Genomic DNA, 22,564 nt, shown 5'->3' with positions numbered 1-22,564 from the left:
TCGAACTCCCAAGTTCGGCACTCTCGTGCACTTCCTTCGCTCTTATGACAAAGGACCGGCTGAATATGTGACACCTCAGTGGATAATGTTCTTCTCACCGTGGTCGTGGGTGATCTCCTCGAATTCCTGCACGGTGGGCTTGGGAATCTGCGTCCCCTTCCCGTACAGGCCCCGGCTGAGCAGGGCCCGCAGTCGCTCCACCCGGCCGGCCCTGCCGTCCGGGGAGAGGCGGATGGGCGCGTACTGCTCGTGCTGCGTGAGGAGGTGGAGTTGCTCGCGGCCGAGCTGCTGGTGGACTTCGACGTACTCGCCGTCCGGCAGGCGCTTGATGATCCCGGTCTCGCGGCCGTGCAGCACCTTGTCGCGGTCGCTGCGCTGGAGGGCGAGCGCCCAGCGCTTGGTCACGCCGTACACCACGAAGGGCACGACGAACAGGCCGATGCGGACGGCCCACGTCACGGAGTTGACCGACATGTGCAGGCGGATGGAGATCACGTCGTTCGCCGCGCCCAGCAGCGCCACCGCGTACACGCTGACCCACGCCGCGCCCAGGGCGGTGCGCACCGGCCGGTTGCGGGGCCGGTCGAGGAGATGGTGGTCGCGGTTGCCGTCCTTGGTGACCCATGCCTCGACGAACGGGTAGGCGCCCAGGGCGAGGAAGAGCCCGGCGCCCGCCAGCAGGGGCACGAGGTTGTCCAGCGCCAGGGTGTGGCCCCAGAGGACGACCTCCCAGCCGGGCATGACGCGCAGCAGGCCGTCGAGCACGCCCATGTACCAGTCGGGCTGTGAACCGGCGGTGACCTGGTCGGGCCGGTAGGGGCCGTACAGCCAGATGGGGTTGATCTGCGTGGTCGAGGCGATGATGAGGACGACCCCGCTGACCAGGAGGAAGTACGCCCCCGACTTCACGGCGTAGACCCGGAAGGGCAGGCCGACCACGTTCCGCTCGGTACGCCCGGGCCCCGGGTACTGCGCGCGCCGGTGACGGCGCGCCAGGACCAGGTGGGCGACGAGGACGCCGGCCATGAGGGCGGGGATCACCACGACGTGGAGCGTGTTGAAGTGCGCGATCAGGTCCTTGCCCGGGTACTCGCCCCCGAAGAGGTACATCGACAGGTAGGTCCCGACGACCGGTATCGAGAGGATGGTGCCGTTCACGACCATGAGTCCGGTCCCGGAGAGCAGGTCGTCCGGGAGGTCGTAGCCCGTCAGTCCCTCGAACATGCCCAGGACCAGCAGGGAGAAGCCGAGCACCCAGTTGAGCTCGCGCGGCTTGCGGAACGCACCGGTGAAGAACACCCGGAGCATGTGGGCGAACATGCTGGCGACGAAGATCAGCGCCGCCCAGTGGTGGGCCTGGCGGATCAGCAGGCCGCCGCGCACCTCGAAGGAGATGCGCATCGTCGAGTCGAAGGCCTCGGACACCATTTGGCCCTGCAGCGGTGCGTAACTGCCGTGGTATTCCACCGGCGTCATCGACGGATGGAAGTACAGCGACAGGTACACCCCCGTCAGGACGAGGATGAAGAAGCTGTAGAGGGATATCTCCCCCAGCATGAAGGACCAGTGGCTGGGGAATGCCTTCCGCATCCCGGACGATCTGGTACGTCTGTCAATACCCAGTCGTTCGCCGACCCATTCGGCGACTTTCACCCCCTGGTCCGGCGGTCGTTCCGAATCGGCGGGCCGGCTGTCACCGTCCATGTTCCTGTCACCATTCATGATTCACCCATGGCGGGTCGCGGGTCGGCACTCTCGTGCACCTTCCGGCAATACGACCGATCACGCGGCGAAAGTGTGACGTGCGCCGTCTGCGCGCCAATGCGGAAGGAGGTTTCGCGCCCTGTTCACGGGGGAGGGGTGGACCCGCACGGGGACAGCTCCGCCGGCGGCCGGCGCGTGGGCTCAATGTCACAAGGTCCGCACGGACCTGGTCTCACCACTAGGACCGGAATTCGGTGCCATGTCGGTGTGGTGGGCGAGGGAGGTCGGGGGTCATGGATTTCTCCGGTGACGCGGTGCCGATCGCGGAGCTGCTGGACGAACGTCGGCACTTGCTGGACGTGGCGTTGTGGATGGTGGGCGGCACGGCGGAGGCCGAGGCGGTCGTCGACGAGGCCTACCGCCGGTGGTACGAGCTGCCGGAGGCGGCCCGCCGGTCGATCGATCCGCCCGGGGCGTGGCTCGTGAAGACGGTCGGCGCGATCTGTCTGGCGCGGCTGGCCGCGTCCGCCGGGGGAACCGTCCCCGCCGCGGCGGACACGGAACGGCCGGGCGTGGGGGCCGAGCTGGAACAGGAGATCGGTGAGGTCCTGCTGACGGCCCTGGCCGCGCTGTCGCCCGTGGAGCGGGCGGCGTTCGTGCTCAACGACTGCTTCGGGATGGCGCTGGGCGCCGTGGCGGACGTGGTGGGGCGGTCGGAGCCGGAGTGCGCCGAGCTCGCCGATCGTGCGCGGCTGGCGATCCGCGCCTGCCGGTCGCATCCGGTGACGCCGAAGGAGCAGGACGCGGTGGCGCGCGCGGTGCGCGCGGCCTGCGCGGGCGGCGACGTGGTGCGGCTGACGTCGCTGATGTGTCCGGACGCCACGGCGTTCTTCGACGGTGGCGGGAAGATCCGGGCGCTGGTCCGGCCGGTGCACGGCGCCCGGGCGGTCGCGCGCAGTCTGCTGACCTTGCTCTCGCACCACCAGCGGGTGGCCCTGTCCGCCCACTCCGTGAACGGCCGCACCGGTCTGGTGGCCCGCTACGAGGGCCAGGTGGTGGCGGTCATCAGCCTGGACGTCGCCGACCACCGCGTCTCGCAAGCCTGGATCGTCCTCAACCCCGACAAGCTCCGGCCCTGGAACCATCCGGCCCGCCCCGTGGGCACCCTCGGACCCTGACGGCTCCGCGAGCCCTTCATGCGCCGGCGTCCGTCGTCCGCGTCGGACCGGCGGCGCAGACCCCGTCGCGGACCGCAGGGGCCGCTCCGTGCGGGCCGCCGCGTCCGGCCAGACGGTCCGCGACGTCCGCGGCGAGGAGCGCTTCCAGCGGGGCGAGGTTCCCCGTCCGGGCCGCCGAGACGAAGGTCTCCAGGAGGCGCTGGTGCTCCGCGGCGTCGACGGTCTCGCGGGGCTTGTCCACCACGTGCTTGCGGGCCCGGCTGACGATCTTGCGGACGTTGACGATGCTGAGCTGGAGTATCTCGGCGATCTCCGGATAGGCGTAGTCGAACGCCTCACGCAGGACGTAGGCCGCGCGTTCCGTGGGGTTCAGCCGCTCCAGGACCAGCAGCAGGGCGAACTCCACGGCCTCCGTCCGCTGGACGCCCGCCTCGGGATCCGCGCTCGTGTCCACGGGCTCGGGCAGCCAGGGTCCGATGTAGGTCTCCCGGCGCACCCGGGCGGATTGTGCGACGTTGATGGCGAGCCGGGTCGTCGTGGTCGAGAGGAAGGCGGCCGGGCTGAGCACCGCGGAGCGGTCGGTCCGTTGCCAGCGCAGCCACACCTCCTGCACCACGTCCTCGGCCTCGACGGCGCTGCCGAGCACGCGGTACGCGATGCCGAACAGGCGTGGCTGGAGTTCGACGAAGGCGGAGGCCGCCACGTCGAGGCTTGGTGCGGAGGGGGACGGCTCGGCGTCCGCGTTCCGCCGGTCAGAGGTCATTTACGGGCAGCCCCCGGCCGTGTGACACAAAGGTGTCACACGATGTATTGCATGGGTGGCCACTACACGGTCTCTGATCACCGAGCGTCACGAACTCTCCATTCACGTCCGCTGAATAGACCGGAAGGGGCCCGATCATGTGACAGAAAAAGGCGGGAGAAAGTCGTCGTCGGCACCGGAACAGCAGACTTGCGGGGAGCGCATGGTGTGTTCCATGAGCTCACAACCCACCGTTGCCTCACATCATACGCTGGACAAACGACACAAAAGGGATGTCGAATCCGACATTTCGCCAAAAACCGCACAGATTCAACCCTCTGTTGCCAGAGAAAGAGTGACACGTTATTCATCCGTGGTGGAAAGTTCCGCATGTACGAAGGTCGATGTGACGGAAAGTGACCGGCCGACCGGGACGTCCGCTATCTCCAGGGGCTACGAGAGCCCCTGGAGGTAGCGGATCAGGTCGGCGTCGGCGTCCTCCGCGCGGAGGCCGGACACGACGTCGTGGACGGCGCGCTCCAGGAGCGGCACCCCGAGCCGCAGCACGTCCTGCGCGACCGGGGTGAGGTGCACGTCCACGCTCCGCCGGTCGTACGCCGAGGTGCGCGTGGTGATCAATCCCCGGTCGCGCAGCCGGGTCACCAGCCGGCTGGTCGCGGACTGGGTCAGGCCGATCGCGTCGGCCAGTTCGTCGAAGTGGAGCTGGCCCTCGGCATCGCGGATGCTCTCCTGGAGGGCTCGCAGGGCATGGAACTCCCGTGCGCTCACGCCCAGTTGCCCGTGCAGCGCCCGCTCGACGCGGTTCTCGATGCGGCGGTGGAGCCGGTCGAGCGCGCTCCACCGCCCGCTCAGCGTCATCTTCCCGGCGTTCACACTCCGGCGTGGTCGCCCGCCCGCGGCTCCGCGGGACGCCGGGGGGTGGCGCTCGTGACGAACGCGTCCCGCGGGTGCTGCACGGAGGCGAGGGAGACGAGGTCCCGGCCGAACAGGGCCGCGGTGAGCCAGACGGTGAGCACCCGGACCTTCCGCTCCCACGTGGGCACCGCGAGCACGTGGTAGCCGCGGTGCATCAGCCAGGCCGGGAACCCCTTGACGACGATGGCCTTGTACTGGAAGATGCCGCGTCCCAGGCCCAGCGTGGCGACCACGCCGAGGCTGCTGTGGCGGTAGTCCCGGACCCTGCCGCCGCGCAGGCTCGCGACGATGTTCTTGGCCAGGCGCTTGCCCTGCCGGACCGCGTGCTGGGCGTTCGGCACCGTGTGCGCCCCCGGCACGGGCGAGGCCAGGTCGGGCACGGCCGCGTCGTCCCCGGCCGCCCACACGTCCGGCACCGGCTCGGCCTCCGTACCCACCCGGAGGTCCGGCCGCACGATGAGCAGGCCGCGCTCGTCGACCGGCAGGTCGGTGTGGTTGTGCACCACGGGGTTCGAGGCGTTGCCGGCGGTCCAGACGATGAGTTCCGAGTCGAACTCCTCCCCGCTGGACAGCACGACGTGCCCGTCCTCGGCGGAGACCAGTTGGGTGTTCAGGTGCACATGCCCGCCGCGGCGCTCCAGGTGGCGCACGACCCAGGCCCCGGGCCCGTCGGTCACCTCGGGCAGGATGCGGCCCCGCGCCTCCACCAGGTGGAACGACAGCTCCTCCAGGCTCAGTTCCGGATAGGACTTGAGCATCGCGGTCGCCAGCGACAGCAGCTCACCGAAGCCCTCGACACCGGAGAACCCACCGCCCACGAAGGTGACGGTGAGCAGCTTCCGCCGCTCGGGCCCCGGGGGCAGCGAGGCGGCCTGGTCGAACGCCGTCAGCAGCCGGTCGCGGATGGCGACCGCCTCCTCGACGTGCTTCAGGCCGATGGCGTGCCGGGCCAGGCCCGGGATGGGGAAGGTACGGGTCACGGCTCCCGCGGTGACGACGAGGGTGTCGTACCGGAGTTCGTACTCCTCCCCCTTCACGGGCCGGACGGTCACCGTGCGGTCGGCGTGGCGGATCCCGGTCACGCTGCCCGCGACCAGCCGGGACTTGTGCAGGTGCCGCCGCATCGACACGGCGGCGTGACGTGCCTCCACCGAACCGGCCGTCACCTCCGGCAGGAACGGCTGGTACGTCATGTAGGGACGCGGGTCGACGACGGTGACCCGCGCCTCCCCGGGCCGCAGCGTCTTCTCGAGGCCCCAGGCCGTGTAGAAGCCCGCGTAGCCGCCGCCGACGATCAGGATCTCGCGCATGATTCCCTCTGTTTCTCTCCGTCACCAAGAAGACAGCGCAGGCCCTGTCGGTGTGACAGAGCATGTCCGCTCAGTGGTGAACACTGTGATCACGGCAGGGATGTATCGGGGGATTTCTCACCAGAGCGACCGTTTGGCGGGCCTTCCGCAGCCCCTCCGCTCGCCGCACGGATCAACACTGTCTGCTACGTTCCTGAGGACTCGACGTCAGCCGGCCCGGGCTGACGTCCACGGCGACGCCACGCGCGCCCCCCACCTTCGCCTTCCTTCTCCTGGAGCTCCACGTGCGCACAGCACTCCTGTCCGCCGTACTCGTCAGCACCGTCGCGCTCGCGCCGTTCGCCACGGCGTGCACGGACGACCCTCCCCCGGACGACGCCCACACCTCGCCGCCCGCGACGGCCCTGCGCGGGGGTGCCGTCTGCTCCGCCCACTTCAGCTTCGCCACCGACGTCTCCTGCGGCCTGACCGACTTCGGCGACGTGCGCTTCCACTGCGCCGACGAGCTCACCGGTACGTGTCCGAGGACCCGCTCCGTTACGCTGGAGAACATCGGCAGGACGCCGGTCAGGCTCGTGGCCGTCAGCGGATCGGAGCCCGGCGAGAGACACGAGACGGTCACCGGCACCCTGCCCTCCGGGGGCCGGCAGGTCCTGACGCCCCGCGCGGGCGACACCTACCTCTACGACATCCTCCTGCGCGCGGACAACGGCCTGGCCGCGGTGGGCGTCGTCGCCGTCTCCTGACGCCACGGAGCTGTCACACACGCCCGGGCAACCCGGTCTACCCCCCGAGGGGCGTGGTCATGGACGGCCGACCGGAGCGGCCGGCACCCGCCCCGCCGATGCGCCACGGCGCACACGACGCGAGCGAGGGATGGTAGGCATGTCATACCCAAAGCAGGTGTACTTCGGGGACAGCGGCGAGGTCAACGCCAACTTCCGCCCGGCGAGCGCCCCTCCGAACGTCGGCCAGGCCGGGGACGGCATCCACTACCTGGCGACCACGGACATGACGCGGGGCGAGTACGGGCTCTACCGCGTCATGATGAAGGCGAACGCGGGCGGTCCCAAGACGCACTTCCACCGGACCATCTCGGAGTCCTTCTTCATCCTCAACGGCACCGTCCGCCTCTACAACGGCGAGAAGTGGGTGGACGCTCAGGAAGGCGACTTCCTGCACGTCCCGCAGGGCGGGCTGCACGCCTTCCGCAACGACTCCGACGCCCCGGCGGAGATGCTGCTGCTCTTCACCCCGGGCGCACCGCGTGAGGAGTACTTCGAGCAGATCTCGCGGATGGGCAACGCCACGGCGGAGGAGCGCGCCGCGTTCCTGGACAAGCACGACTCGTACTTCGTCGACTGACCGGGCCGCTCCCCCGGCGCCGCGCCCCCTGGGCGGTGCCGGGGGTCCGTGCACTCACTTGTCCAGGACGGCGAGTTTTGTCGGGCTCATCATCCACATCACCCGGTCGATGCCCTCCGGTGTGACGCTCAACGTCAGGACGGCGTAGACCGTGCCGTCGCGGGACAGCTTCATGCCGGGCCCGCCGTTCACCTGGATGGGCTCCACGGTGGCGCCGACCCAGAACCGGTCGGCGAAGGCGTGGATGTACTTGGCCACCCGCTGACGGCCCACGACGGGGAACTTCGAGGCACGGACCTCACCTCCGCCGTCGGAGTACGAGACGACGTCCTCGGCGAACATGTCCTCCAGCACGCCCACTTCCCCGGCCTTCGCGGCCGCCACGAACGCCGTCAGGAAGCGCTGCCGGTCGGCGGTCACGACACCGGCCCGCTTCTCCGCCGCCAGGTGCTTGCGCGCCCGGCTCACCAGTTGGCGCGCGTTGGCGTTGGACTGTCCGATGATCTCCGCGATCTGCGCGTAGGGGTACTCGAAGGCCTCCCGGAGCACGTAGGCGGCGCGCTCCGCGGGCGTGAGCTTCTCCAGGAGCATCAGCACCGCGACCTCCAGCGCCTCCCCGTTCACGGCTCCCAGCGCGGGGTCGCTCTCGGTGTCCACCGGCTCCGGCAGCCAGGGTCCGACGTAGGTCTCACGCCGGGCCCTGGCCGACTGCAGCACGTTGATGGCGAGCCTGGTGACCGTCGTCGCGAGGAACGCCGGAGGGTTCTCCACTTTGGAGCGGTCGTAGGTCTGCCAGCGGATCCACGCCTCCTGCAGGATGTCCTCGGCCTCGCTCACGCTGCCCAGCATCCGGTAGGCGATGCCGAACAGGCTGCCACGGGCGGCCTGGAACTCCTCCTGTGCCTTCTGGAGGTCGTAGGCGTCATCCACTGCGTCGTCCTCGGTCGGCGTCGTCCGCGGTCCGGACGCGCCCGTCGGTCAGGACAGCCAGTCCCGGTAGTGGGTGGGGGCGATGCGAGCGGCTTGCCCACCCACGAGGACGTCGCCCTGGGGGACGGCGAACATGCCCGCCGTGTCGTCGACGACGACGGAACGCCCGTCGCCCTTGGCGGCGATGGTGATCCGGCCGATCTCGTCGAGGGAGAAGACATCGGGCCCGGCGATGTCCACGGTCCCGTTGAGCGGGGGACCCGAGGCGACCTCGGCGACCATCCGCGCGACGTCGGCGGCGGCGATCGGCTGGAGCGGGGTGTGCGGCAGCCGAACGGTGTCGCCGTCGGTGGTCCAGGACATCGTCGCGTCCATGAACTCCATGAACTGCGTGGCGCGGACGATGGAGTACGGGATGGAACTCGCCTTGAGGATGTCCTCCTGCAGCACCTTCGCCCGGTAGTAGTCCAGCTCCGGCACCTGGTCCACGCCCACGATGGAGAGGATGACCATGTGACCGACGCCGCCCTTCTCACAGGCGGCGATCAGGTTGTCCATCGACGTCTGGAAGAACGCGGGCGAGGCCTCGTCGAAGGTCGGCGAGTTCGTGAGGTTGACGACGACGTCCGCGCCCGCGACGGCCTCCACGACGCCGTCGCCGCTCAGGAGGTCCACGCCGGTGGACAGCGAGTGCGGCACGGCCTCCTGGCCGGCCGCGTTGAGGTCCTTCACGACCTGCGAGCCGATGAGCCCGGTTCCGCCGATGACTGCGATTTTCATGGCTTTGCCCATCTCCCGATGCCTGTGACCGGTTAATGCCCCTACCTGCTTAACGTACCTTCGCGGCACTCGACGCGCCTGGTCTGCCACGGAGGCCGCCCGAGGGCACGCCGGACCGCGCCGCACGGTGTGACGGGCCGGCGGGTGTCAGGGCGTGCAGGCCGCCATCACCCCGATGGGGCGGCGGACGGGAACTCCCCGCCGCGTCCGGCGGCGGCCCGCCCGGAACCCGCCCGGCCGCCACCCCGGGGGCGGTCGCCTGCGCGGGAACGGGAACCCGCTGGAGGGCGACGATGGCGACGTCGTCGCTCAGCGTGCCCCGGAGGTGCCGGCACAGGTCTTCCCGTACGTGCCGCACGAGGCCACCGGGCTCGTCGCCCGCCCAGGAGGCGACCCGGTCCTGGAGGGGGTAGAAGGTGCCCGCCGGGTCCCGGGCCTCGGTGACGCCGTCGGTGTAGAGCAGGAGGACGTCCCCGGGGGCGAAGGGGAAGGTGTCCTCGTGGTGGTCGTGGGGGGCCAGGCCGCCCAGGCCGAGGGGCGGCCCGCAGCGGCGGGGTGCCAGGAGGGTGACGCGCCCGCCGCCGGAGACGAGGGGCGCGGGGTGGCCGCAGTTGACCGCGCGGATGACCCGCCGGTCGTCGGGTATCTCCAACACCAGCGCGGTGACGAAGCGTTCGGCGGCGTCGTCGTGGCCCTCCCCGAACTCCTCCAGGTGGGTGCGCATGCTGCACTCCAGGTGTGCGGCCACTTCGGACAGGGTGGCGCAGCGGGGTGCCGCCTCCCTGAACGCGCCGACGGCGGCCGCCACTTCGTGGATCCCTTGCAGGCCCTTGCCGCGGACGTCGCCGATCAGCATCCGCGTCGCTCCGGGGACGCGGGCGGCCGCGTAGAGGTCGCCGCCGACGGTGGCGTGGGCGTCGGAGGCCTGGTAGGCGGCGGCGACGCGCAGCGGGCCGATCCGGTCGGGGAGCGGGCGCAGGACGACTCGCTGCGTGATCTCGGAGACCGACCGTACGGCGGTCAGTTCCAGCTGGTGGTGCTCCTGGCGGACGCAGAACACGACGGCAACCACGGACAGCACGAGCACGACGGCGTCCTGCGAGGTGGTGACCGGCGGAACCCCGGTGGGGCTGACGACCAGGCCGATCCCGGCCGCGGCGACGATCAGGACGGCTCCTGCGGTCAGCGAGGCGCCGGCGAACGCCGCCGCCGCCGAGGCGGCCACGAGCGTCGTCGCCCAGCCGACGGCCGGTGGGCACAGCCCGTCCAGGACGCTCATGGCGGCGAGGAGGAGGAGCCCGACGGCGGGCCGTGTCCCCGGACCCCGCGAGCGGGGGGCGGGGCGGTTGCGGAGCGGAAGGGAGGGGATCATGCGCTGCCTTTCCGTGCGGGGGCATTGCGTGGCCGCGAGGTCGCGCCCGTGTGCGGCGCTGCGCCACCGTTCCGGCTTTCCGGGTACGACAGGACATCCACCGCATATGTGACATGGATCCCATCTGCCCCCGCCGCGCCATCCGTTCCCGGCCTATATTGTTCGACATATGACGAACATCGGACAAGGGAAGCCATGAGCGTCCGACCCGGATCAGACGGTGGCCTGCCGCGTCTTCCGCCAGCGCTCGACGTAGTCGCGGCGCTGCATCCTCCGCCGTTCGTCCTCCGTGGTGCCGCCCCAGATTCCGTCGAGACGACCGGCCGACAGCGCCGACCGCAGGCACTGCGCCGTGACGGGGCACCGCAGGCACACGGCCTTGGCTTCCTGGATCTGCGCCATTCCCGGACCGCTGCCGCTGATGGGGAAGAACAGCTCCGGATCCTCCTCGCGGCACGCAGCGTCGTAACGCCAATTCATGAAGACCTCCTGGTGGGACGGGCCGGGACTCTTCATGGAGACCAGTGGATCGACGTGGCTGTGACGCCCGATATGCCGCGCTTGGGTGCCCGGCGGACGACCCGGGCGTCAATCGCTCGGGCCCGCGGGCGAGTTCACCTGGGCGCGAGGCGTTGTCACACGTTGATCAGCTGATTGGTCGGAGTCGGTGATCGGGTCCGGGCCTCTCCCGGGATGACGAAGGGCGGACCATGCAGACCACAGTCATACGCGACGGAAAGGCGCCCGCACCGTGCGGGAGCCGGCTCCGAAGAGGGGCACCACGGTGAGCGAGCCGACCCAGTGGCCCGGGCTGTCCACGGCGAAGGACTACGACGGCACGGCCTTCTCCCCCATCTACACGACGTCCGTGACCGTCAGCGGCGGCGAGGTGAGCCACGGACGGGCATCGGGACGGGCCCGGTCGTCCGACGGGATGCTCGACCTCGTCCTGCGGCTGCCCCCCGAACTCGGCGGGGAGAGCGGCGGCACGAATCCGGAACAGCTGTTCGCCGCCGGGCTCGCGGCCTGCTTCCACGGCGCCCTCAGCCTGGTCGCCCGGCAGGCCGGCCGGAACCCCGCGGCGATCGCGGTGGAGGCCTCCGTGGCCTTCGGCCGGGACCCCCTGGACGGCGGCTACCTGGTGCGGGCGGACCTGGTGATCACCTGGCCCGGGACGGACGCGGCGACCGCCGCTCCCCTGCTGCGGCGGGCGGACTCGCTGTGTCCCTACACCAAGATGCTGGCGCGGGGGACGCCGGCGACGCTCACGCTGGCCCCCTGAGCCTCACACGTAGTGCACGTCGCTGACGTCGATCGAGACGAGCAACGTGTCGCGCCGCGGGCTGCCGTCCTCGGCGCGGAGGTGCACCCGGCGCTTCGAGGGCATCCGCAGCCCCTGGGCCTCAACGTAGTCGTAGACGTACTGCGCGCACGCGAAGCCGCCCGCGATCTCCACGTGGTAGTCGTAGCGGCGCAGCCGGAGGGCGTCGTCGAAGTAGAAGTCCTGCTCACGGGAGTGCGTGGCCACGTCTGCGGGGAACGTGGCGCGCAGGCCCCGCCACGTCTCGTCGTCCTCTCGCCACGCCCCGATGCCGGACACGGTGACCCCCGGGCCGGCGAGCAGGAAGGGGGTGGTCAGGTAGGTCCACAGGGCGTAGCCGTTGAAGTAGGCGCGGTCCAGCGTGTCCCAGCGGGTGGTCATCGTGTGCCCCGCGAAGTGGGACCGGGGGTCGCCGCGCTCGGCGACGACCGTGCCGTCGGCCTTCTCGATCGCGACACGGCCGGGGGTGAAGTCGGTCGACTGGTCGGGCGCGCCATAGGGGCGCAGGGACGCCCGCTCCTCGTGGAGCCACACGGTCATGTTGCGGGGCGCCGGGTCCTGCGGCACGCCCTTCAGCCTCCACAGCTCGCCGCCGGTGACGATCGTCGCGCGGACCTCGCCGAACCGCGCGTAGCGGTCACCGCCGCCGTGCGCCCGGAGGATCTCCGCCAGGTACCGGTCCATGGCCGTTCGCTTCCTTCGCATGGCCCCGAGTACGTGGGACGAGTCTTCCAGGGCCCCGCCCGCGGGGCATCACGGCACTGCCAGCCGCCCGACCACGGCCCCGTCGGGTCCTCACCGGAGTACGCTTGAGGGACCAGGAGCATTTCGCACACGGGCCCTCATGCCGGTGTCGTTCCCGGCGAACGACCATCTCGGGCAAGCGGGAACGCTCCCCGGAGTCAGGTCCGTGTCATGAACATCGTCCTCGATCGCCCATTCGTCGCTGATGGGCAGGACTCTTCACCACCGATACCGCCGCCTCGGCTGGCACTCAAGCCGGCCAGTGCCGGCACCCGGGGACTGCTGGACGGAGCCTGGTGGCCTCGTTCTCGCGACCTCACGCGTGAACTCCCGGCCCTGATCGACACGCTGGACCGCTGCTGGGCGCGCGTGACCCGGGTCGCGGTGCACCCCTCGCTCTGGCCTGTGATCCCACGCAAAGTGCCCGTCTCGGGACATGTCGTCCACGTCGGCTGGTTCACCGAACAGGACGCGAACAAACTGCTGTTGCTCTCCTACACCACCGGCCGCCTCGACTTGCTGGTCATTCCGCCGGAATGTGATCTGGCCGCAGCGACCCGGCTGATGGCAGCCGCGGCCGACCCCCGGAGCCGGAGCACCGCGAGCGGCATCATGGCGGACGAAGAAGCCCTCCGGGCCAGGGGAACCGACCGCGGAGACGAAGCGGACTGGGAGTCGGAAGGCGGAGCCGCGCCGGCGGCCGGCGCGGCCGCGGGGCCGGTCCGCGCTGAGGGGATGTGGACGTCATGACCATCCTCGTCAGCCTGGCCGTGCTCCTCGCGATGATCGCCGTGGGCACCTTCCTGATCCATGCGCTCAACGACCGCCACGACCAGCGGATCGCCGCCTTCCGTTACGGCGATCTCCTTCCGTACCGTCGCCGCCGGACCGTCGCCGTCCCGGAGGAAAGCGCGGGCGATCCCGCGAACCCACCGGCCGGGACGATGCAGGAAGAGCCGCGAGGCGGAAGCCGTCGACTGCTGCGATCCACAGGTTCGACGGCAGCGAGTGCGCGGCGACCCGAACGGCTGCTGGCCTCGCCTGGTCGGGTCACCGTTGCGGACCGCCCGCCGTCGGCGGCGCACACCGGGCAGACGGCCACGCCGCCTCGGACCGCGCTCGCCGAGGTCCGCATCATCGCCGCGTCCCCCGAGGCCGCCCGCCGGGTCGCCGAAACGCTCCGGAGGCACTTCGCGGGGACGGAACAGCGCAGCTACCCGGCGAATCCCGAAGGCGGCACCCGCCTGCACCTCACGGTCGACACCACGCAGGGCCCCGGAGCCGTGGAGTCGTTCCAGTCCGGAGCGGGCACGGGACACCCGGCCCCCACCGGCCGTCCGCACGAGGGAGAGATTCCGGCTCGGACGGAGTCGGGCCGCGATGACACGGGCGAAGCGGCGCAGACCCGCAAGCGAGCGGACACCGCCCGGGCCCGCCGGGCCGACTGGCCGCCGGCAACCGCCTGGGGGTGATGTACCGGCCCGTACCCGATCGGGCCGGCAGGCGGCTGGGGCGGGCGAACCCGTCCCGCCCGGCTTCACCGCGGGGCCCGGACCGGCGAAAGACCGCCGGTGCGGGCCCCGTTGGGGGCTTCCCCCCCCTGGCGTCCGCGACGGCACCCTCGTCCGCGGGACATGGCTCTCCCCGGTATCTGTGTCTCAGCGTCGAGCGTCCGGCAGCAGTACCATGGACAGTGAACTGGCGCACTCTCACGTGCGGCAGTTTGGAAGGGCGGCCCTGGCGTGTGAATGCGCCGGGGCCGTTGTGTTGGCGGTTGCGCGAGGCTCCCGTGCCAGGGTGCGGGAGCGCGGGTCGTCGCGCATGGGGCGGAGGGGACGCGCCGCTTCGCCGGGACCCCCGTCACGGTCCGCGGGGAGGGGTGCCCGTGTCGATGAGGATCTGTTCGGCCCCCTGGACGTTGCCGGCCGCCACCGCCTTGGCCATCGCCGCGCGTGCCGCATCGGGGGTCGCCTGTGGCGGAACCACCAGCAGGGAGAAGTGGTCCCGCTCGCCGCGGGTGATCAGGACCGTGTCGTCACCGACGGCGAAGGAGTCGATGTGCACGACCCGGTCGTCGATGGTCAGGCGCGTGGGGAGTTCGTCCCAGGCGCTCGCGTCCAGGCCGACGCGCGTGATGGGACCCAGGTGGCGGACCAACTCGGTGATCAGGCTGGGAAGCTCCGCGACGATGTCGCGGGAACGCGGCCACCACGCACCGTCGAGGATGCCCTGGCGGTCGGGGGTCGTCTCCAGCCTCAGCACTGCCGTCCCGGGTTTCACTTCTCGCTGGATCTCATCCGCAAGGAGTCCGGGAGGGTGGGGGGTGTCGGAGTCGGCCATGGTGTTCTCGCTCGTCTTGTCGTCTTCAACGTACTCCCCGCGCCGGCCTGCCGTCCGCCGTTCCAGGGCGCCCATCGCGTGCCGGGCCCGCCAGGCGACCACACCCGGCAGAAGGGTGCGCACCGCTTGGACACCGCGCAGCCAGGGCTGTACGTAGACGGCGGGCGCGCGGCGTTCGATGCCCCGCACGAGCCGCTCCGCCGTGTCCTCCGCGGGGTAGGTACGGCTCGCGGGCCAGGGCATGAGGGCCCTCAGTTCGCGCAGGGGCGCGTCGTACCGGGCATCGCGGATCATCTCGGTGTCCGTCCAGCTCAGGTAGGCGACGCCCACGGCGACGCCACGGTGGGCCACCTCGGCACGCAGGGAGTGCGTGAAGGCCTCGACTCCTGACTTGGAGGCGCAGTAGGCGGACATCAACGGGGCGGCGCCGATCGCCGCGAGCGAGGAGACCTGCAGGTAGTAGCCGCGGGTGGCCAGCAGTTGCGGGAGGAAGGCCCGGGCGGTCAGAGCACTTCCGACGAGGTTGACCTCGACGATCCTGCGCCAGGTCGCCATGGAGGACTCGCCGAAGGGGCCAGCGGAGGCGATCCCGGCGTTCGCGACGACCACGGAGGCCGGCCCGAACTGCTCCGTCACCTCGTCGGCAGTGCGGCGCAGGGCGGCCTCGTCCGTGACATCGAGCTGCCAGGCCCGCGCCGGACCGGGCACGCCGGCGGCCGCCGACTCCAATTCCTCCGGTTCCAGTCCGAGCAGCGCGACACGGGCGCCGCGGGCCGCGAGGGCGTGCGCCACCGCCCGCCCGATGCCCCGGGCGGCGCCGGTGACCACGGCCGTACGGCCCAGCAAAGGCAGGGAGCCCGTCACCTTGCTCCTCCCGCTGCGACGAGGAAACTCCGCAAATACGCCTATAACGACCGTAACCGAGGGCAGAAGAACGGGCGTGCGGTGAACACGAAGGTCACCGGAGGTACTCATGGCAGTTCGGCACAGGCTCGTCGGCGGCGCGCCGGAAGACGTATGGGCCGTGCTGGCCGACGGCACGCGTTACGGGGACTGGGTCGTGGGTCCGTCGTCGTCCCGGCGCGGCGAAGGCGACTGGCCGGCGGTCGGCTCCAGCATCGAGTACACCGTTCCGCTGGGTCCGGTGAAGCTGACCGGCGAGACGATCGTACGGATCTGCCGGCCCCCGCGGCAGCTGGAACTGGAGGCCTTCAGCGGATGGCTCGGCTCCGCGCGGATCGCCATCGACCTGCGCCCGTGGGGCAAGGACACGCTGGTCATCGTCGACGAGCATCCGCTGCGCGGCCCCGGCGGCCTGTTCCACAATGCCGCGCTGGACGCGCTGCTCCAGGTCCGGCACCGCAGCATGCTCAGCCGGCTGGCCGACGCCGTGGAGGCCGACGCGGCATGCGAAGGCACGGACGGCGGCTGAACGGCGCCGACGACGGGAGGCACCCATGGCGGACGCGGTCGTGATCGGCGCGGGCCCCAACGGCCTGGTCGCCGCCAACCTGCTGGCCGACGCGGGATGGAGCGTGGAGGTGCTCGAGGCCCAGGACGAGCCCGGCGGCGGAGTCCGCTCCGGGCGGGACGTCCATCCCGAGTACATCCACGACCTGTTCAGCTCCTTCTACCCTCTCACGGCCGCCTCGCCGGTCATCCGCGGGCTCGACCTGCACCGTGAAGGCCTGCGCTGGAGCCACGCGCCGGCCGTCGTCGCCCATCCGCTGCTCGACGGCCGCTGCGCGGTGCTGCACCGGCGTGCCGTCGACACGGCCGCGGTCCTCGACGCGGAGACCGCCGGCGACGGCGCGGCATGGCACCGGCTGTGCACGATCTGGGGGCGCCTCGGCGACGACCTCGTCGATGCCCTGTTCACGCCCTTCCCTCCGGTGCGTCCGGGCCTGCGGCTCGCGGCACGGCTGCGCGCGGGCGGTGGGCTGCGCATGGCACGCACCCTGGTGCTTCCCGTGCGCCGTCTGGGCGAGGAGGAGTTCCGGGGCGAGTTGGGCCCCTTGCTGCTGGCCGGCTGCGCGCTCCACGCCGATCTCGCCCCGGAGGCCGCGGGGAGCGGAGGATTCGGCTGGCTCATGGCCATGCTGGGGCAGACGTACGGTTTCCCCGTGCCCGTCGGCGGCGCCGGAGCGCTCACGGCCGCCCTCGTCGGGCGGCTCCGCAGACGCGGCGGGACGCTGCGGTGCGGAGCGCGGGTGACGGAGGTCGTGGTGCGCTCCGGCCGGGCGGTGGGGGTCCGTACGGCCGACGGCGACGCGGTGCCGGCACGCCGCGCCGTGCTGGCCGACGTGTCCGTGCCCGCGCTGTACGGGCAGCTGGTCGACCGGGACGACCTCCCGGACCGGGTCCTGGAGGATCTGCGCCGCTTCCAGTGGGACTTCGCGACCTTCAAGGTGGACTGGGCCCTGGAGGGCGCGGTGCCGTGGTCGTCGTCCGCGGCAGCGCAGGCGGGCACCGTGCACCTGGCGGAAGGTGTCGACGAACTGACGCGGTTCGCCGCGCAGATCGCCATGGGGCAGGTGCCCGAGCGGCCCTTCCTCCTGTTCGGGCAGATGACCACGGCGGACGGGTCGCGTTCCCCGTCCGGTACGCAATCCGCGTGGGCGTACACCCACCTCCCCCACCGTGTCCGCGGCGACGCCGGCGGGGCGGGCATCACCGGCACCTGGACCCGCACCGACCAGGAGCTGATGGCCGACCGGGTCGAAGCGCAGGTCGAGCGGTACGCACCCGGCTTCCGCTCACTCGTCGCCGCCCGCCGTGTACTCGCCCCGCCCCAGCTCGAGGCGAACGACGCCAACCTCCACGGCGGCGCCATCAACGGCGGCACCGCGGGCATGCACCAGCAATTGGTCTTCCGCCCCCTCCCGGGAACGGGACGTCCGGAGACGCCGATCGCGGGACTCTTCCTGGCGTCCGCGGGGGCCCATCCGGGCGGCGGCGTGCACGGCGCCCCGGGCGCCAACGCCGCTCATGCCGCGCTGCGATCCCGTTCCCCGAGCCGCCTGCTGAGCAGGGCGCAGCGTGCCCTCACCCGCCGCGGCCGCACGGGGCGCTCCACCTGATCCGCCGTGTCCTTCAGGCCTTGGTGAGGCAGACGCAGGCCGGATTCGCCGTTTCCCGGGAACCGGTTTCCCCGCCCTTGCGGAACTCGCTGCCGCCGGCTTCTACAGAGAGATCATCACCCGGGCAGCGGCGCGGTCGCTGGCGTGGCCTTCGAGCGCCGCCCATTCCGCGACGTCCAGGGGCCACAGTGAGTCGCAATACCCGATGACGACGTCGGCCCTGTCCTGCTTCACGGTGTGCTGCGGGTCACCGGGGCAACTGCCTACCGCCACCACGGCGGCAGCCGCTTCAGGACTGCGGCATGCAAGGCGCATCTCGGGCATGGTCAACGCTCCTGTCGTGGCTGAATCCCTATCGACGGAGCGTACTCGCGGTGAAGATCGATCACAGTTGAGTGATGCATTCGGGTCAATCGCAATGGCTAAAATGTGGAGCTTTCAAGCAGAATTGCCGCACTCGATAGGATGGGGAAATGGCGAAGGGCAAGAGCGACGAATGGCTGACCGCTGACGAGCAGCGCGCCTGGCGCACCTATCTGGAGGTCGGCACGCTGCTGCTCCACCAGCTCGGACGCGACCTGGAGCCGTTCGACCTCACCATCAACGACTACGAGATCCTGGTGAACCTCTCGGAGTCGCCCCAGCACCGCATGCGGATGAGCGACCTGGCCCGCGCCACCCTGCAGTCCAAGAGCCGGCTGTCCCACCAGATCAGCCGCATGGAGAACGCCGGCCTGGTCCGCCGCGAGAACTGCGAGTCCGACCGGCGCGGGCTGTTCGCCGTCCTCACGGACGAGGGCTGGGAGACCATGCGCAACGTCGCCCCGCACCACGTCGCCGCCGTCCGGGAGCACTTCATCGACCTGCTCCCCGCCGAGGACCAGGCGGCCCTCCGCAAAGCCCTCACCCCGGTCGTCGAGCACTTGCGCGCGGAGCACGGTACGGCCTGAGGTGCCACTGGCGTCATACGTGACGAATGCCCGCACACATGGCGTTTTGGATACCGGTGCCAGGGCAGGCGTCAGCCTGAGGGGGGTTCCCGTAAGTGCTAGGGAGTCGACCCCATGTCAACAGGGACACTTCTGGCGATCATCATCCCCGTGGTGGTGATACTCGCCCTGATCGCGGTGGCGTCCACCCTCTTCATGCGCCACCGGCGCCTGAAGGAACGGTTCGGCCCGGAGTACGACCGGACGGTGGAAGGCGCCGACAGCCGCAAGGACGCCGAGCGGGACCTCGCCGCACGCACCAAGCGTCACGACTCGCTGGACATCAAGCCGCTGCCGAGCGGTGTGCGTGACCGCTACGCGCGGGAGTGGACCAGCGTCCAGGAGGAGTTCGTCGACCGGCCCGAGGACGCCGTCCACGACGCCGACAGCCTGGTGGGCTCCCTGATGCGCGACCGCGGCTACCCGACCGAGAACTTCGACCAGCAGGTCAAGGACCTTTCGGTGGAGCACGGCCGGACCCTGGACCACTACCGGGCGGCCCACGAGGTCAACGACCTCAGCACCCGGCACGAGGCCACGACCGAACAGCTGCGCGGCGCGATGGTCCACTACCGCGCCCTGTTCGACGAACTGCTCACCGACGGCGGTGGGCGGCGCCACGCCCGGGCCTGAGCGAAGGGCCCGTCCCGGAACACCCCATCTGGAGAGGCGGAGAACCATGGAACGCGAGCGTGCCTCCCGCGGAAGCGGTCTGGCCACCGAAGACCTCGCAGAGACCCACGCACCCGCCGGCCTCGAGCCGGACCGCCCGGAAGCGGCCTCCCGGGCACCGGAGTACCCAGGCGAGAGCAGCGGAACCCGGGGCGGACCGCCCCCGGAGGACATGGCGGGCACTCCTGTCCAGGAGACCGCATCGGATGAGGCCCCGCAGTTGCTGGGTTCTCAGGACCAGGAGCACTTCCGCGACCGCTGGCAGCAGATCCAGAGCGAGTTCGTCGACGACCCCCGCGATGCCGTGCACGCCGCCGACGAGTTGGTGGCCGACGTCATGCAGAAGCTGGCATCGACGTTCGCCCAGCACAAGGGGGACCTGGAAGGCCAGTGGACCCGTGGCGAGCAGGTGAACACGGAGGACCTGCGCACGGCGCTCCGGCGCTACCGGTCCTTCTTCAACCGCCTGCTGTCCACCTGAGTCCGGCGCGGCGGGGCGCTGCCCAGGCGGCGTCCCGCCCACCGCTGTGCGGGTGCCGGGAGGACGACCTAGAAATCTTCCAGGCCGGTTCCCCGACGCTTCTCGTGCGGTGGAATCTTCAACTGCTCCGAGCCCCGCTCCTCTTCATCCGGTTCATCCGGTGCATCCGGTGCATCCGGTGCATCCGAGGACGGCGTTCCCGATTCCCGGGTCGCCTCCTCCCCCGGGTCTCGGTCCGGGGCCCGGCGGGTCTCCTCCTCCGGCTGCTCCATGGGCTGACTCCTCCCTTCTCGGACAGTGGCGTCTCAGCATCATCACGTATAAACCCGATGATAAGTACGCGAAAGATCGGCAGAGCAGCCTCCGCGACATGACGCGAGGCGGTGAAACGGCGAAGCCGACGTCGCGGCGCCACGTTCAGGCCTTCACGAACCGGCTCTCGACGCCGGGGAACCCCTTGTCCCACCAGTGTCCGTAGCGCCGGTAGACGGCCGGGTCGCGGTCGGCGAGCAGAGCCCACAGCTTCGCCGCCTCCTCCACCAGCCCCTGCCAGGCGGCCTTGCCGAGCTTGCGGAAGGCGGTCAGCTCCAGGCCGTCGCCGGTCGCGCGCCACACGCCGGCGACCTGCCCGTCGACGAGCAGGCACGGCAGCGTGTCGCCGTTCCGCCGCGCGATCACCGGCCGGTACTCCCCTGGCACGACCCGCCCCGCGCCGGCGTGGGCCAGCAGGATGCTGTCCCACATGGGGAGCAGCCTCGGCGGCGCCGGCGTGTCCTCATCGGGGACGGTGGCGTCGGCGAGGTCGTACAGGGCGGCGCGGCCCGGTCCCGCCACCTGCACCACCTGGTCGCCGAGCCCGTCCAGCGCCCGGGTGATGACGGAGCGCTGCAGCAGCGTGAAGCGAGCGAAGTCCTGGGCCGAGGCGGGCCCGAACGCACCCAGGTAGGCGAGCAGCAGTCGCCGCACCCCGGCGTCGGTCTGCTCGGGCTCGGGCGCGGGGACCGCCGCGGAGGCGCGGTAGGTGTTCGGCAGGGTGAACGACCAGGGGCCGCCGGCCGGCGCGTGATGCACGGGGGCGTACGTGCGCAGCGCCCACCACACGCGGTGGGCGTGCTCGCCGAAACGTCCCGCGACCTCGTTCTCCACCTCGGCGCCGGTGCGGGGCCGGTCGAGGAACCCGGCGAGTTCGGGAAGCAGCGCGTCGGCGTCGGCGGGGTCCAGCCCGGTCGAGGTGAAGCGGCGGTCGTACAGCCGTGACGCCCGCAGCGTGCCCACCATCGCGGCGTGGTAGGCGGCATGGTCCTCGGCGTGGACGGCGTGCAGCGTGATCCGCATCAGGGTCGCCTTGATTATCCGCCGGTCCGCGAACGCCGCGTCGAGGTCCTCGGGCGCGAAGTCCCGAACCCTGTTCCACAGCGCCAGGTACGGGGAGGCCGGGGTCTGTGCCTGCAGCGCGCAGACCCGGCGGACCGCCTCGGCCACGTCGAGGCGCCTGCGCTCGAGCAGGAGCTGACGGTCCAGGGTGGCGAGGGTGAGTTGCCGCGCGGTGAGGCTCATGGCCGGATTATGCCGCCCCGGTCCGACAGTCCTTCCGGTGGACGCCGCGGCCCGGTGGTGCATGGTCACGGAACACCAGGGCAGACGCGGGGTCAGGAGGTTGACGACATGGTTCCCTTGCTTCTTGTCCTGCTGCTCGCCCTGATCCTCTTCGGTGCGGGCTTCGCCCTCAAGGCCCTGTGGTGGATCGCCATCATCGTGCTGGTGGTGTGGCTGCTCGGCTTCGTGTTCCGGGCCGCCGAAGGCGGTGGGCGCCGCCGTTGGTACCGATGGTGACCTCTCGCCCGCAGCACGCCGGGGCCCGCCGCGCATCGCGGCGGGCCCCCGTCCGTCGTCCGCCACCGGTCGTATCAGGTCATTCCTGCCGCGGCGGCGGTCCCTGCCGCACAACGGGGTACACGCGGGGCAGAGATGGCCGGAGCAGCCCGGCCCACGCCTCCAGGAGATGCTGATGAGGGAGGACTGCCGGCTCACCGTCCGGGAACGCATGGCTCTCGACGGAATCGAGCGTTTGCTCCGCCGTGAGGACCGGGCGCTCGCCCGGCGACTGCGCACCATGCGCGTGCGTACCCCCCTGCGGGAGATCGCGGCGCGGTTCGCGCGGTGGCCACGCGCCCTGCTGGTGACCTTCCTCGCCGGCACCACCCTGGCACTGCTGCTGTCGGCGACGCTGACCAAGGAGACCCCGCTGGTGTGGGTCGGCGCGGCCTCGTGGGCCGTCACCTTGCTCGCCGCCGCGTGGCCGACCTCGCCCAGGCGGCGCATCGGTCGGCGCAGGCAGGTCGTGTAACGGACCCTCAGCCGGCGGACGGTGAGCGCGGCGAGGGCCACGGCCGCGGTCACCTCGTCACGCCAGGGGCGTCGTGCACAGCGAGCCCCCCGAGCCCGGCATCATGCCGCCCCGTGGCAAGCTCGCCGCTGGAAAACTCCCGCTCAGGGCTGGGCGGCGGCGACCTCCTCGGCCACGTGGCGGTCGAGCGCCGCCCGCACCAGGGCGGCCGCGAAGACCGCGTGGGCGGCCTTGGGCACCAGGGCCGCCAGCTCTTCCGGCCGAGCCGGAAGG

25 protein-coding genes and 2 pseudogenes are annotated in these 22,564 nt (G+C 71.2%); 13 read left to right on the top strand and 14 right to left on the bottom strand.

The genetic code is table 11. The features are described 5' to 3' along the window. Positions 1 to 75: 75 nt before the first annotated feature. On the bottom strand, positions 76 to 1,704 hold the full coding sequence (qcrB, locus tag PV341_RS24640) for a cytochrome bc1 complex cytochrome b subunit (RefSeq protein ID WP_500323994.1): 1,629 nt from the start codon (positions 1,702 to 1,704) through the stop codon (positions 76 to 78). Positions 1,705 to 1,997: 293 nt separating this feature from the next. Between qcrB and PV341_RS24635 the strand changes: the two genes are divergently transcribed. Next, on the top strand, positions 1,998 to 2,882 hold the full coding sequence (locus PV341_RS24635; protein ID WP_500323993.1) for a sigma-70 family RNA polymerase sigma factor family protein: 885 nt from the start codon (positions 1,998 to 2,000) through the stop codon (positions 2,880 to 2,882). 79 nt (positions 2,883 to 2,961) lie between these two features. On the opposite strand, the pseudogene PV341_RS24630 reads toward PV341_RS24635, so the two are convergent. From PV341_RS24630 to PV341_RS24620, 3 genes and pseudogenes are all read right to left on the bottom strand, one after another. Continuing rightward, positions 2,962 to 3,645: pseudogene (locus tag PV341_RS24630) on the bottom strand (sigma-70 family RNA polymerase sigma factor); the annotation flags it as partial. 432 nt (positions 3,646 to 4,077) lie between these two features. Further along, positions 4,078 to 4,503, bottom strand: a complete 426-nt coding sequence (locus PV341_RS24625) for a MarR family winged helix-turn-helix transcriptional regulator (RefSeq protein ID WP_500323992.1) — start codon at positions 4,501 to 4,503, stop codon at positions 4,078 to 4,080. Positions 4,504 to 4,514: 11 nt separating this feature from the next. Then, positions 4,515 to 5,870 (bottom strand): NAD(P)/FAD-dependent oxidoreductase, encoded by a 1,356-nt coding sequence (locus PV341_RS24620; RefSeq protein ID WP_500323991.1) that lies wholly within the window; start codon positions 5,868 to 5,870, stop codon positions 4,515 to 4,517. 284 nt (positions 5,871 to 6,154) lie between these two features. Between PV341_RS24620 and PV341_RS24615 the strand changes: the two genes are divergently transcribed. Beyond that, positions 6,155 to 6,616 (top strand): hypothetical protein, encoded by a 462-nt coding sequence (locus PV341_RS24615; protein ID WP_500358984.1) that lies wholly within the window; start codon positions 6,155 to 6,157, stop codon positions 6,614 to 6,616. A gap of 139 nt (positions 6,617 to 6,755) precedes the next feature. Continuing rightward, on the top strand, positions 6,756 to 7,235 hold the full coding sequence (locus PV341_RS24610; protein WP_500323989.1) for a cupin domain-containing protein: 480 nt from the start codon (positions 6,756 to 6,758) through the stop codon (positions 7,233 to 7,235). A gap of 54 nt (positions 7,236 to 7,289) precedes the next feature. Here PV341_RS24610 and PV341_RS24605 read toward each other — a convergent pair whose 3' ends face one another. From PV341_RS24605 to PV341_RS24590, 4 genes are all read right to left on the bottom strand, one after another. Then, positions 7,290 to 8,165 (bottom strand): RNA polymerase sigma-70 factor, encoded by an 876-nt coding sequence (locus PV341_RS24605; protein WP_500323988.1) that lies wholly within the window; start codon positions 8,163 to 8,165, stop codon positions 7,290 to 7,292. A gap of 48 nt (positions 8,166 to 8,213) precedes the next feature. Continuing rightward, the gene (locus PV341_RS24600; protein ID WP_500323987.1) at positions 8,214 to 8,945 is read right to left on the bottom strand and encodes an SDR family oxidoreductase; all 732 of its coding nucleotides are present in this window, start codon (positions 8,943 to 8,945) and stop codon (positions 8,214 to 8,216) included. Positions 8,946 to 8,994: 49 nt separating this feature from the next. After that, positions 8,995 to 10,224, bottom strand: coding sequence for a PP2C family protein-serine/threonine phosphatase (locus tag PV341_RS24595; protein WP_500358983.1), 1,230 nt, complete (start codon positions 10,222 to 10,224; stop codon positions 8,995 to 8,997). Between the two features lie 306 nt (positions 10,225 to 10,530). Further along, positions 10,531 to 10,797: a WhiB family transcriptional regulator gene (locus tag PV341_RS24590; protein ID WP_500324238.1), complete on the bottom strand. Its 267-nt coding sequence runs from the start codon at positions 10,795 to 10,797 to the stop codon at positions 10,531 to 10,533. A gap of 304 nt (positions 10,798 to 11,101) precedes the next feature. On the opposite strand from PV341_RS24590, the gene PV341_RS24585 reads away from it, so the two are divergent. Beyond that, positions 11,102 to 11,599, top strand: a complete 498-nt coding sequence (locus PV341_RS24585) for an Ohr family peroxiredoxin (RefSeq protein ID WP_500323985.1) — start codon at positions 11,102 to 11,104, stop codon at positions 11,597 to 11,599. A 3-nt stretch (positions 11,600 to 11,602) separates the two neighbouring features. On the opposite strand, the gene PV341_RS24580 is transcribed toward PV341_RS24585, so the two are convergent. Then, positions 11,603 to 12,322 carry a hypothetical protein gene (locus PV341_RS24580; protein ID WP_500358982.1) on the bottom strand — a complete coding sequence of 240 codons (720 nt, stop codon included), beginning with the start codon at positions 12,320 to 12,322 and terminating at the stop codon, positions 11,603 to 11,605. A 231-nt stretch (positions 12,323 to 12,553) separates the two neighbouring features. Here PV341_RS24580 and PV341_RS24575 point away from each other — a divergent pair, with 231 nt between their 5' ends. Together PV341_RS24575 and PV341_RS24570 are read left to right on the top strand one after the other, a co-directional pair. Beyond that, on the top strand, positions 12,554 to 13,132 hold the full coding sequence (locus tag PV341_RS24575) for a DUF5994 family protein (protein WP_500323983.1): 579 nt from the start codon (positions 12,554 to 12,556) through the stop codon (positions 13,130 to 13,132). Further along, positions 13,129 to 13,854: a hypothetical protein gene (locus PV341_RS24570; RefSeq protein WP_500358988.1), complete on the top strand. Its 726-nt coding sequence runs from the start codon at positions 13,129 to 13,131 to the stop codon at positions 13,852 to 13,854. The genes PV341_RS24575 and PV341_RS24570 overlap by 4 nt, the downstream gene beginning before the upstream one ends. Positions 13,855 to 14,242: 388 nt before the next feature. On the opposite strand, the gene PV341_RS24565 is transcribed toward PV341_RS24570, so the two are convergent. After that, positions 14,243 to 14,722 (bottom strand): DUF5994 family protein, encoded by a 480-nt coding sequence (locus PV341_RS24565; protein WP_500358987.1) that lies wholly within the window; start codon positions 14,720 to 14,722, stop codon positions 14,243 to 14,245. Next, positions 14,708 to 15,586: pseudogene (locus PV341_RS24560) on the bottom strand (SDR family oxidoreductase); the annotation flags it as partial. The gene PV341_RS24565 and the pseudogene PV341_RS24560, both read right to left, overlap by 15 nt. Before the next feature lie 109 nt (positions 15,587 to 15,695). Here PV341_RS24560 and PV341_RS24555 point away from each other — a divergent pair. Both PV341_RS24555 and PV341_RS24550 read left to right on the top strand, forming a co-directional pair. Next, entirely contained in the window at positions 15,696 to 16,154 is a 459-nt protein-coding gene (locus tag PV341_RS24555) for an SRPBCC family protein (RefSeq protein ID WP_500323982.1), read from the top strand. A gap of 25 nt (positions 16,155 to 16,179) precedes the next feature. Continuing rightward, the gene (locus PV341_RS24550; protein ID WP_500358981.1) at positions 16,180 to 17,802 is read left to right on the top strand and encodes a phytoene desaturase family protein; all 1,623 of its coding nucleotides are present in this window, start codon (positions 16,180 to 16,182) and stop codon (positions 17,800 to 17,802) included. A gap of 102 nt (positions 17,803 to 17,904) precedes the next feature. Here PV341_RS24550 and PV341_RS24545 read toward each other — a convergent pair whose 3' ends face one another. Further along, positions 17,905 to 18,126, bottom strand: coding sequence for a hypothetical protein (locus tag PV341_RS24545; protein WP_500358979.1), 222 nt, complete (start codon positions 18,124 to 18,126; stop codon positions 17,905 to 17,907). Positions 18,127 to 18,275: 149 nt separating this feature from the next. On the opposite strand from PV341_RS24545, the gene PV341_RS24540 reads away from it, so the two are divergent. From PV341_RS24540 to PV341_RS24530, 3 genes are all read left to right on the top strand, one after another. Beyond that, complete coding sequence (locus PV341_RS24540; protein WP_500323979.1) at positions 18,276 to 18,752, top strand: MarR family winged helix-turn-helix transcriptional regulator; 477 nt, start codon at positions 18,276 to 18,278, stop codon at positions 18,750 to 18,752. 114 nt (positions 18,753 to 18,866) lie between these two features. After that, positions 18,867 to 19,424 (top strand): hypothetical protein, encoded by a 558-nt coding sequence (locus PV341_RS24535; RefSeq protein ID WP_500323978.1) that lies wholly within the window; start codon positions 18,867 to 18,869, stop codon positions 19,422 to 19,424. A 46-nt stretch (positions 19,425 to 19,470) separates the two neighbouring features. Next, positions 19,471 to 19,944: a hypothetical protein gene (locus PV341_RS24530; protein ID WP_500323977.1), complete on the top strand. Its 474-nt coding sequence runs from the start codon at positions 19,471 to 19,473 to the stop codon at positions 19,942 to 19,944. Between the two features lie 68 nt (positions 19,945 to 20,012). Here PV341_RS24530 and PV341_RS24525 read toward each other — a convergent pair whose 3' ends face one another. Both PV341_RS24525 and PV341_RS24520 read right to left on the bottom strand, forming a co-directional pair. Further along, positions 20,013 to 20,216: a hypothetical protein gene (locus PV341_RS24525; RefSeq protein ID WP_500358978.1), complete on the bottom strand. Its 204-nt coding sequence runs from the start codon at positions 20,214 to 20,216 to the stop codon at positions 20,013 to 20,015. Positions 20,217 to 20,361: 145 nt separating this feature from the next. Further along, positions 20,362 to 21,501, bottom strand: a complete 1,140-nt coding sequence (locus PV341_RS24520) for a winged helix DNA-binding domain-containing protein (RefSeq protein WP_500323975.1) — start codon at positions 21,499 to 21,501, stop codon at positions 20,362 to 20,364. 108 nt (positions 21,502 to 21,609) lie between these two features. On the opposite strand from PV341_RS24520, the gene PV341_RS24515 reads away from it, so the two are divergent. Then, on the top strand, positions 21,610 to 21,777 hold the full coding sequence (locus tag PV341_RS24515) for a DUF5670 family protein (RefSeq protein WP_018561957.1): 168 nt from the start codon (positions 21,610 to 21,612) through the stop codon (positions 21,775 to 21,777). Positions 21,778 to 21,952: 175 nt separating this feature from the next. After that, positions 21,953 to 22,291, top strand: a complete 339-nt coding sequence (locus PV341_RS24510; protein ID WP_500323974.1) for a DUF3040 domain-containing protein — start codon at positions 21,953 to 21,955, stop codon at positions 22,289 to 22,291. Positions 22,292 to 22,564 lie beyond the last annotated feature (273 nt).

The organism is Streptomyces sp. PA03-1a (genome assembly GCF_033792805.1).
Classification (GTDB): domain Bacteria; phylum Actinomycetota; class Actinomycetes; order Streptomycetales; family Streptomycetaceae; genus Actinacidiphila.
This window is presented reverse-complemented; position numbering and strand designations above follow the sequence as displayed.

What these genes read in the sequence shown, in the direction of transcription:
- PV341_RS24545 (WP_500358979.1), bottom strand. Translation starts at nt 18,126, where the DNA reads ATGCCCGAGATGCGCCTTGCATGCCGCAGTCCTGAAGCGGCTGCCGCC.
- PV341_RS24625 (WP_500323992.1), bottom strand. Translation starts at nt 4,503, where the DNA reads ATGACGCTGAGCGGGCGGTGGAGCGCGCTCGACCGGCTCCACCGCCGC.
- qcrB (WP_500323994.1), bottom strand. Translation starts at nt 1,704, where the DNA reads ATGGACGGTGACAGCCGGCCCGCCGATTCGGAACGACCGCCGGACCAG.
- PV341_RS24575 (WP_500323983.1), top strand. Translation starts at nt 12,554, where the DNA reads ATGAACATCGTCCTCGATCGCCCATTCGTCGCTGATGGGCAGGACTCT.
- PV341_RS24580 (WP_500358982.1), bottom strand. Translation starts at nt 12,322, where the DNA reads ATGGACCGGTACCTGGCGGAGATCCTCCGGGCGCACGGCGGCGGTGAC.
- PV341_RS24570 (WP_500358988.1), top strand. Translation starts at nt 13,129, where the DNA reads ATGACCATCCTCGTCAGCCTGGCCGTGCTCCTCGCGATGATCGCCGTG.
- PV341_RS24515 (WP_018561957.1), top strand. Translation starts at nt 21,610, where the DNA reads ATGGTTCCCTTGCTTCTTGTCCTGCTGCTCGCCCTGATCCTCTTCGGT.
- PV341_RS24635 (WP_500323993.1), top strand. Translation starts at nt 1,998, where the DNA reads ATGGATTTCTCCGGTGACGCGGTGCCGATCGCGGAGCTGCTGGACGAA.
- PV341_RS24610 (WP_500323989.1), top strand. Translation starts at nt 6,756, where the DNA reads ATGTCATACCCAAAGCAGGTGTACTTCGGGGACAGCGGCGAGGTCAAC.
- PV341_RS24555 (WP_500323982.1), top strand. Translation starts at nt 15,696, where the DNA reads ATGGCAGTTCGGCACAGGCTCGTCGGCGGCGCGCCGGAAGACGTATGG.
- PV341_RS24520 (WP_500323975.1), bottom strand. Translation starts at nt 21,501, where the DNA reads ATGAGCCTCACCGCGCGGCAACTCACCCTCGCCACCCTGGACCGTCAG.
- PV341_RS24595 (WP_500358983.1), bottom strand. Translation starts at nt 10,224, where the DNA reads ATGAGCGTCCTGGACGGGCTGTGCCCACCGGCCGTCGGCTGGGCGACG.
- PV341_RS24600 (WP_500323987.1), bottom strand. Translation starts at nt 8,945, where the DNA reads ATGAAAATCGCAGTCATCGGCGGAACCGGGCTCATCGGCTCGCAGGTC.
- PV341_RS24535 (WP_500323978.1), top strand. Translation starts at nt 18,867, where the DNA reads ATGTCAACAGGGACACTTCTGGCGATCATCATCCCCGTGGTGGTGATA.
- PV341_RS24590 (WP_500324238.1), bottom strand. Translation starts at nt 10,797, where the DNA reads ATGAATTGGCGTTACGACGCTGCGTGCCGCGAGGAGGATCCGGAGCTG.
- PV341_RS24550 (WP_500358981.1), top strand. Translation starts at nt 16,180, where the DNA reads ATGGCGGACGCGGTCGTGATCGGCGCGGGCCCCAACGGCCTGGTCGCC.
- PV341_RS24510 (WP_500323974.1), top strand. Translation starts at nt 21,953, where the DNA reads ATGAGGGAGGACTGCCGGCTCACCGTCCGGGAACGCATGGCTCTCGAC.
- PV341_RS24540 (WP_500323979.1), top strand. Translation starts at nt 18,276, where the DNA reads ATGGCGAAGGGCAAGAGCGACGAATGGCTGACCGCTGACGAGCAGCGC.
- PV341_RS24530 (WP_500323977.1), top strand. Translation starts at nt 19,471, where the DNA reads ATGGAACGCGAGCGTGCCTCCCGCGGAAGCGGTCTGGCCACCGAAGAC.
- PV341_RS24565 (WP_500358987.1), bottom strand. Translation starts at nt 14,722, where the DNA reads ATGGCCGACTCCGACACCCCCCACCCTCCCGGACTCCTTGCGGATGAG.
- PV341_RS24620 (WP_500323991.1), bottom strand. Translation starts at nt 5,870, where the DNA reads ATGCGCGAGATCCTGATCGTCGGCGGCGGCTACGCGGGCTTCTACACG.
- PV341_RS24525 (WP_500358978.1), bottom strand. Translation starts at nt 20,216, where the DNA reads ATGGAGCAGCCGGAGGAGGAGACCCGCCGGGCCCCGGACCGAGACCCG.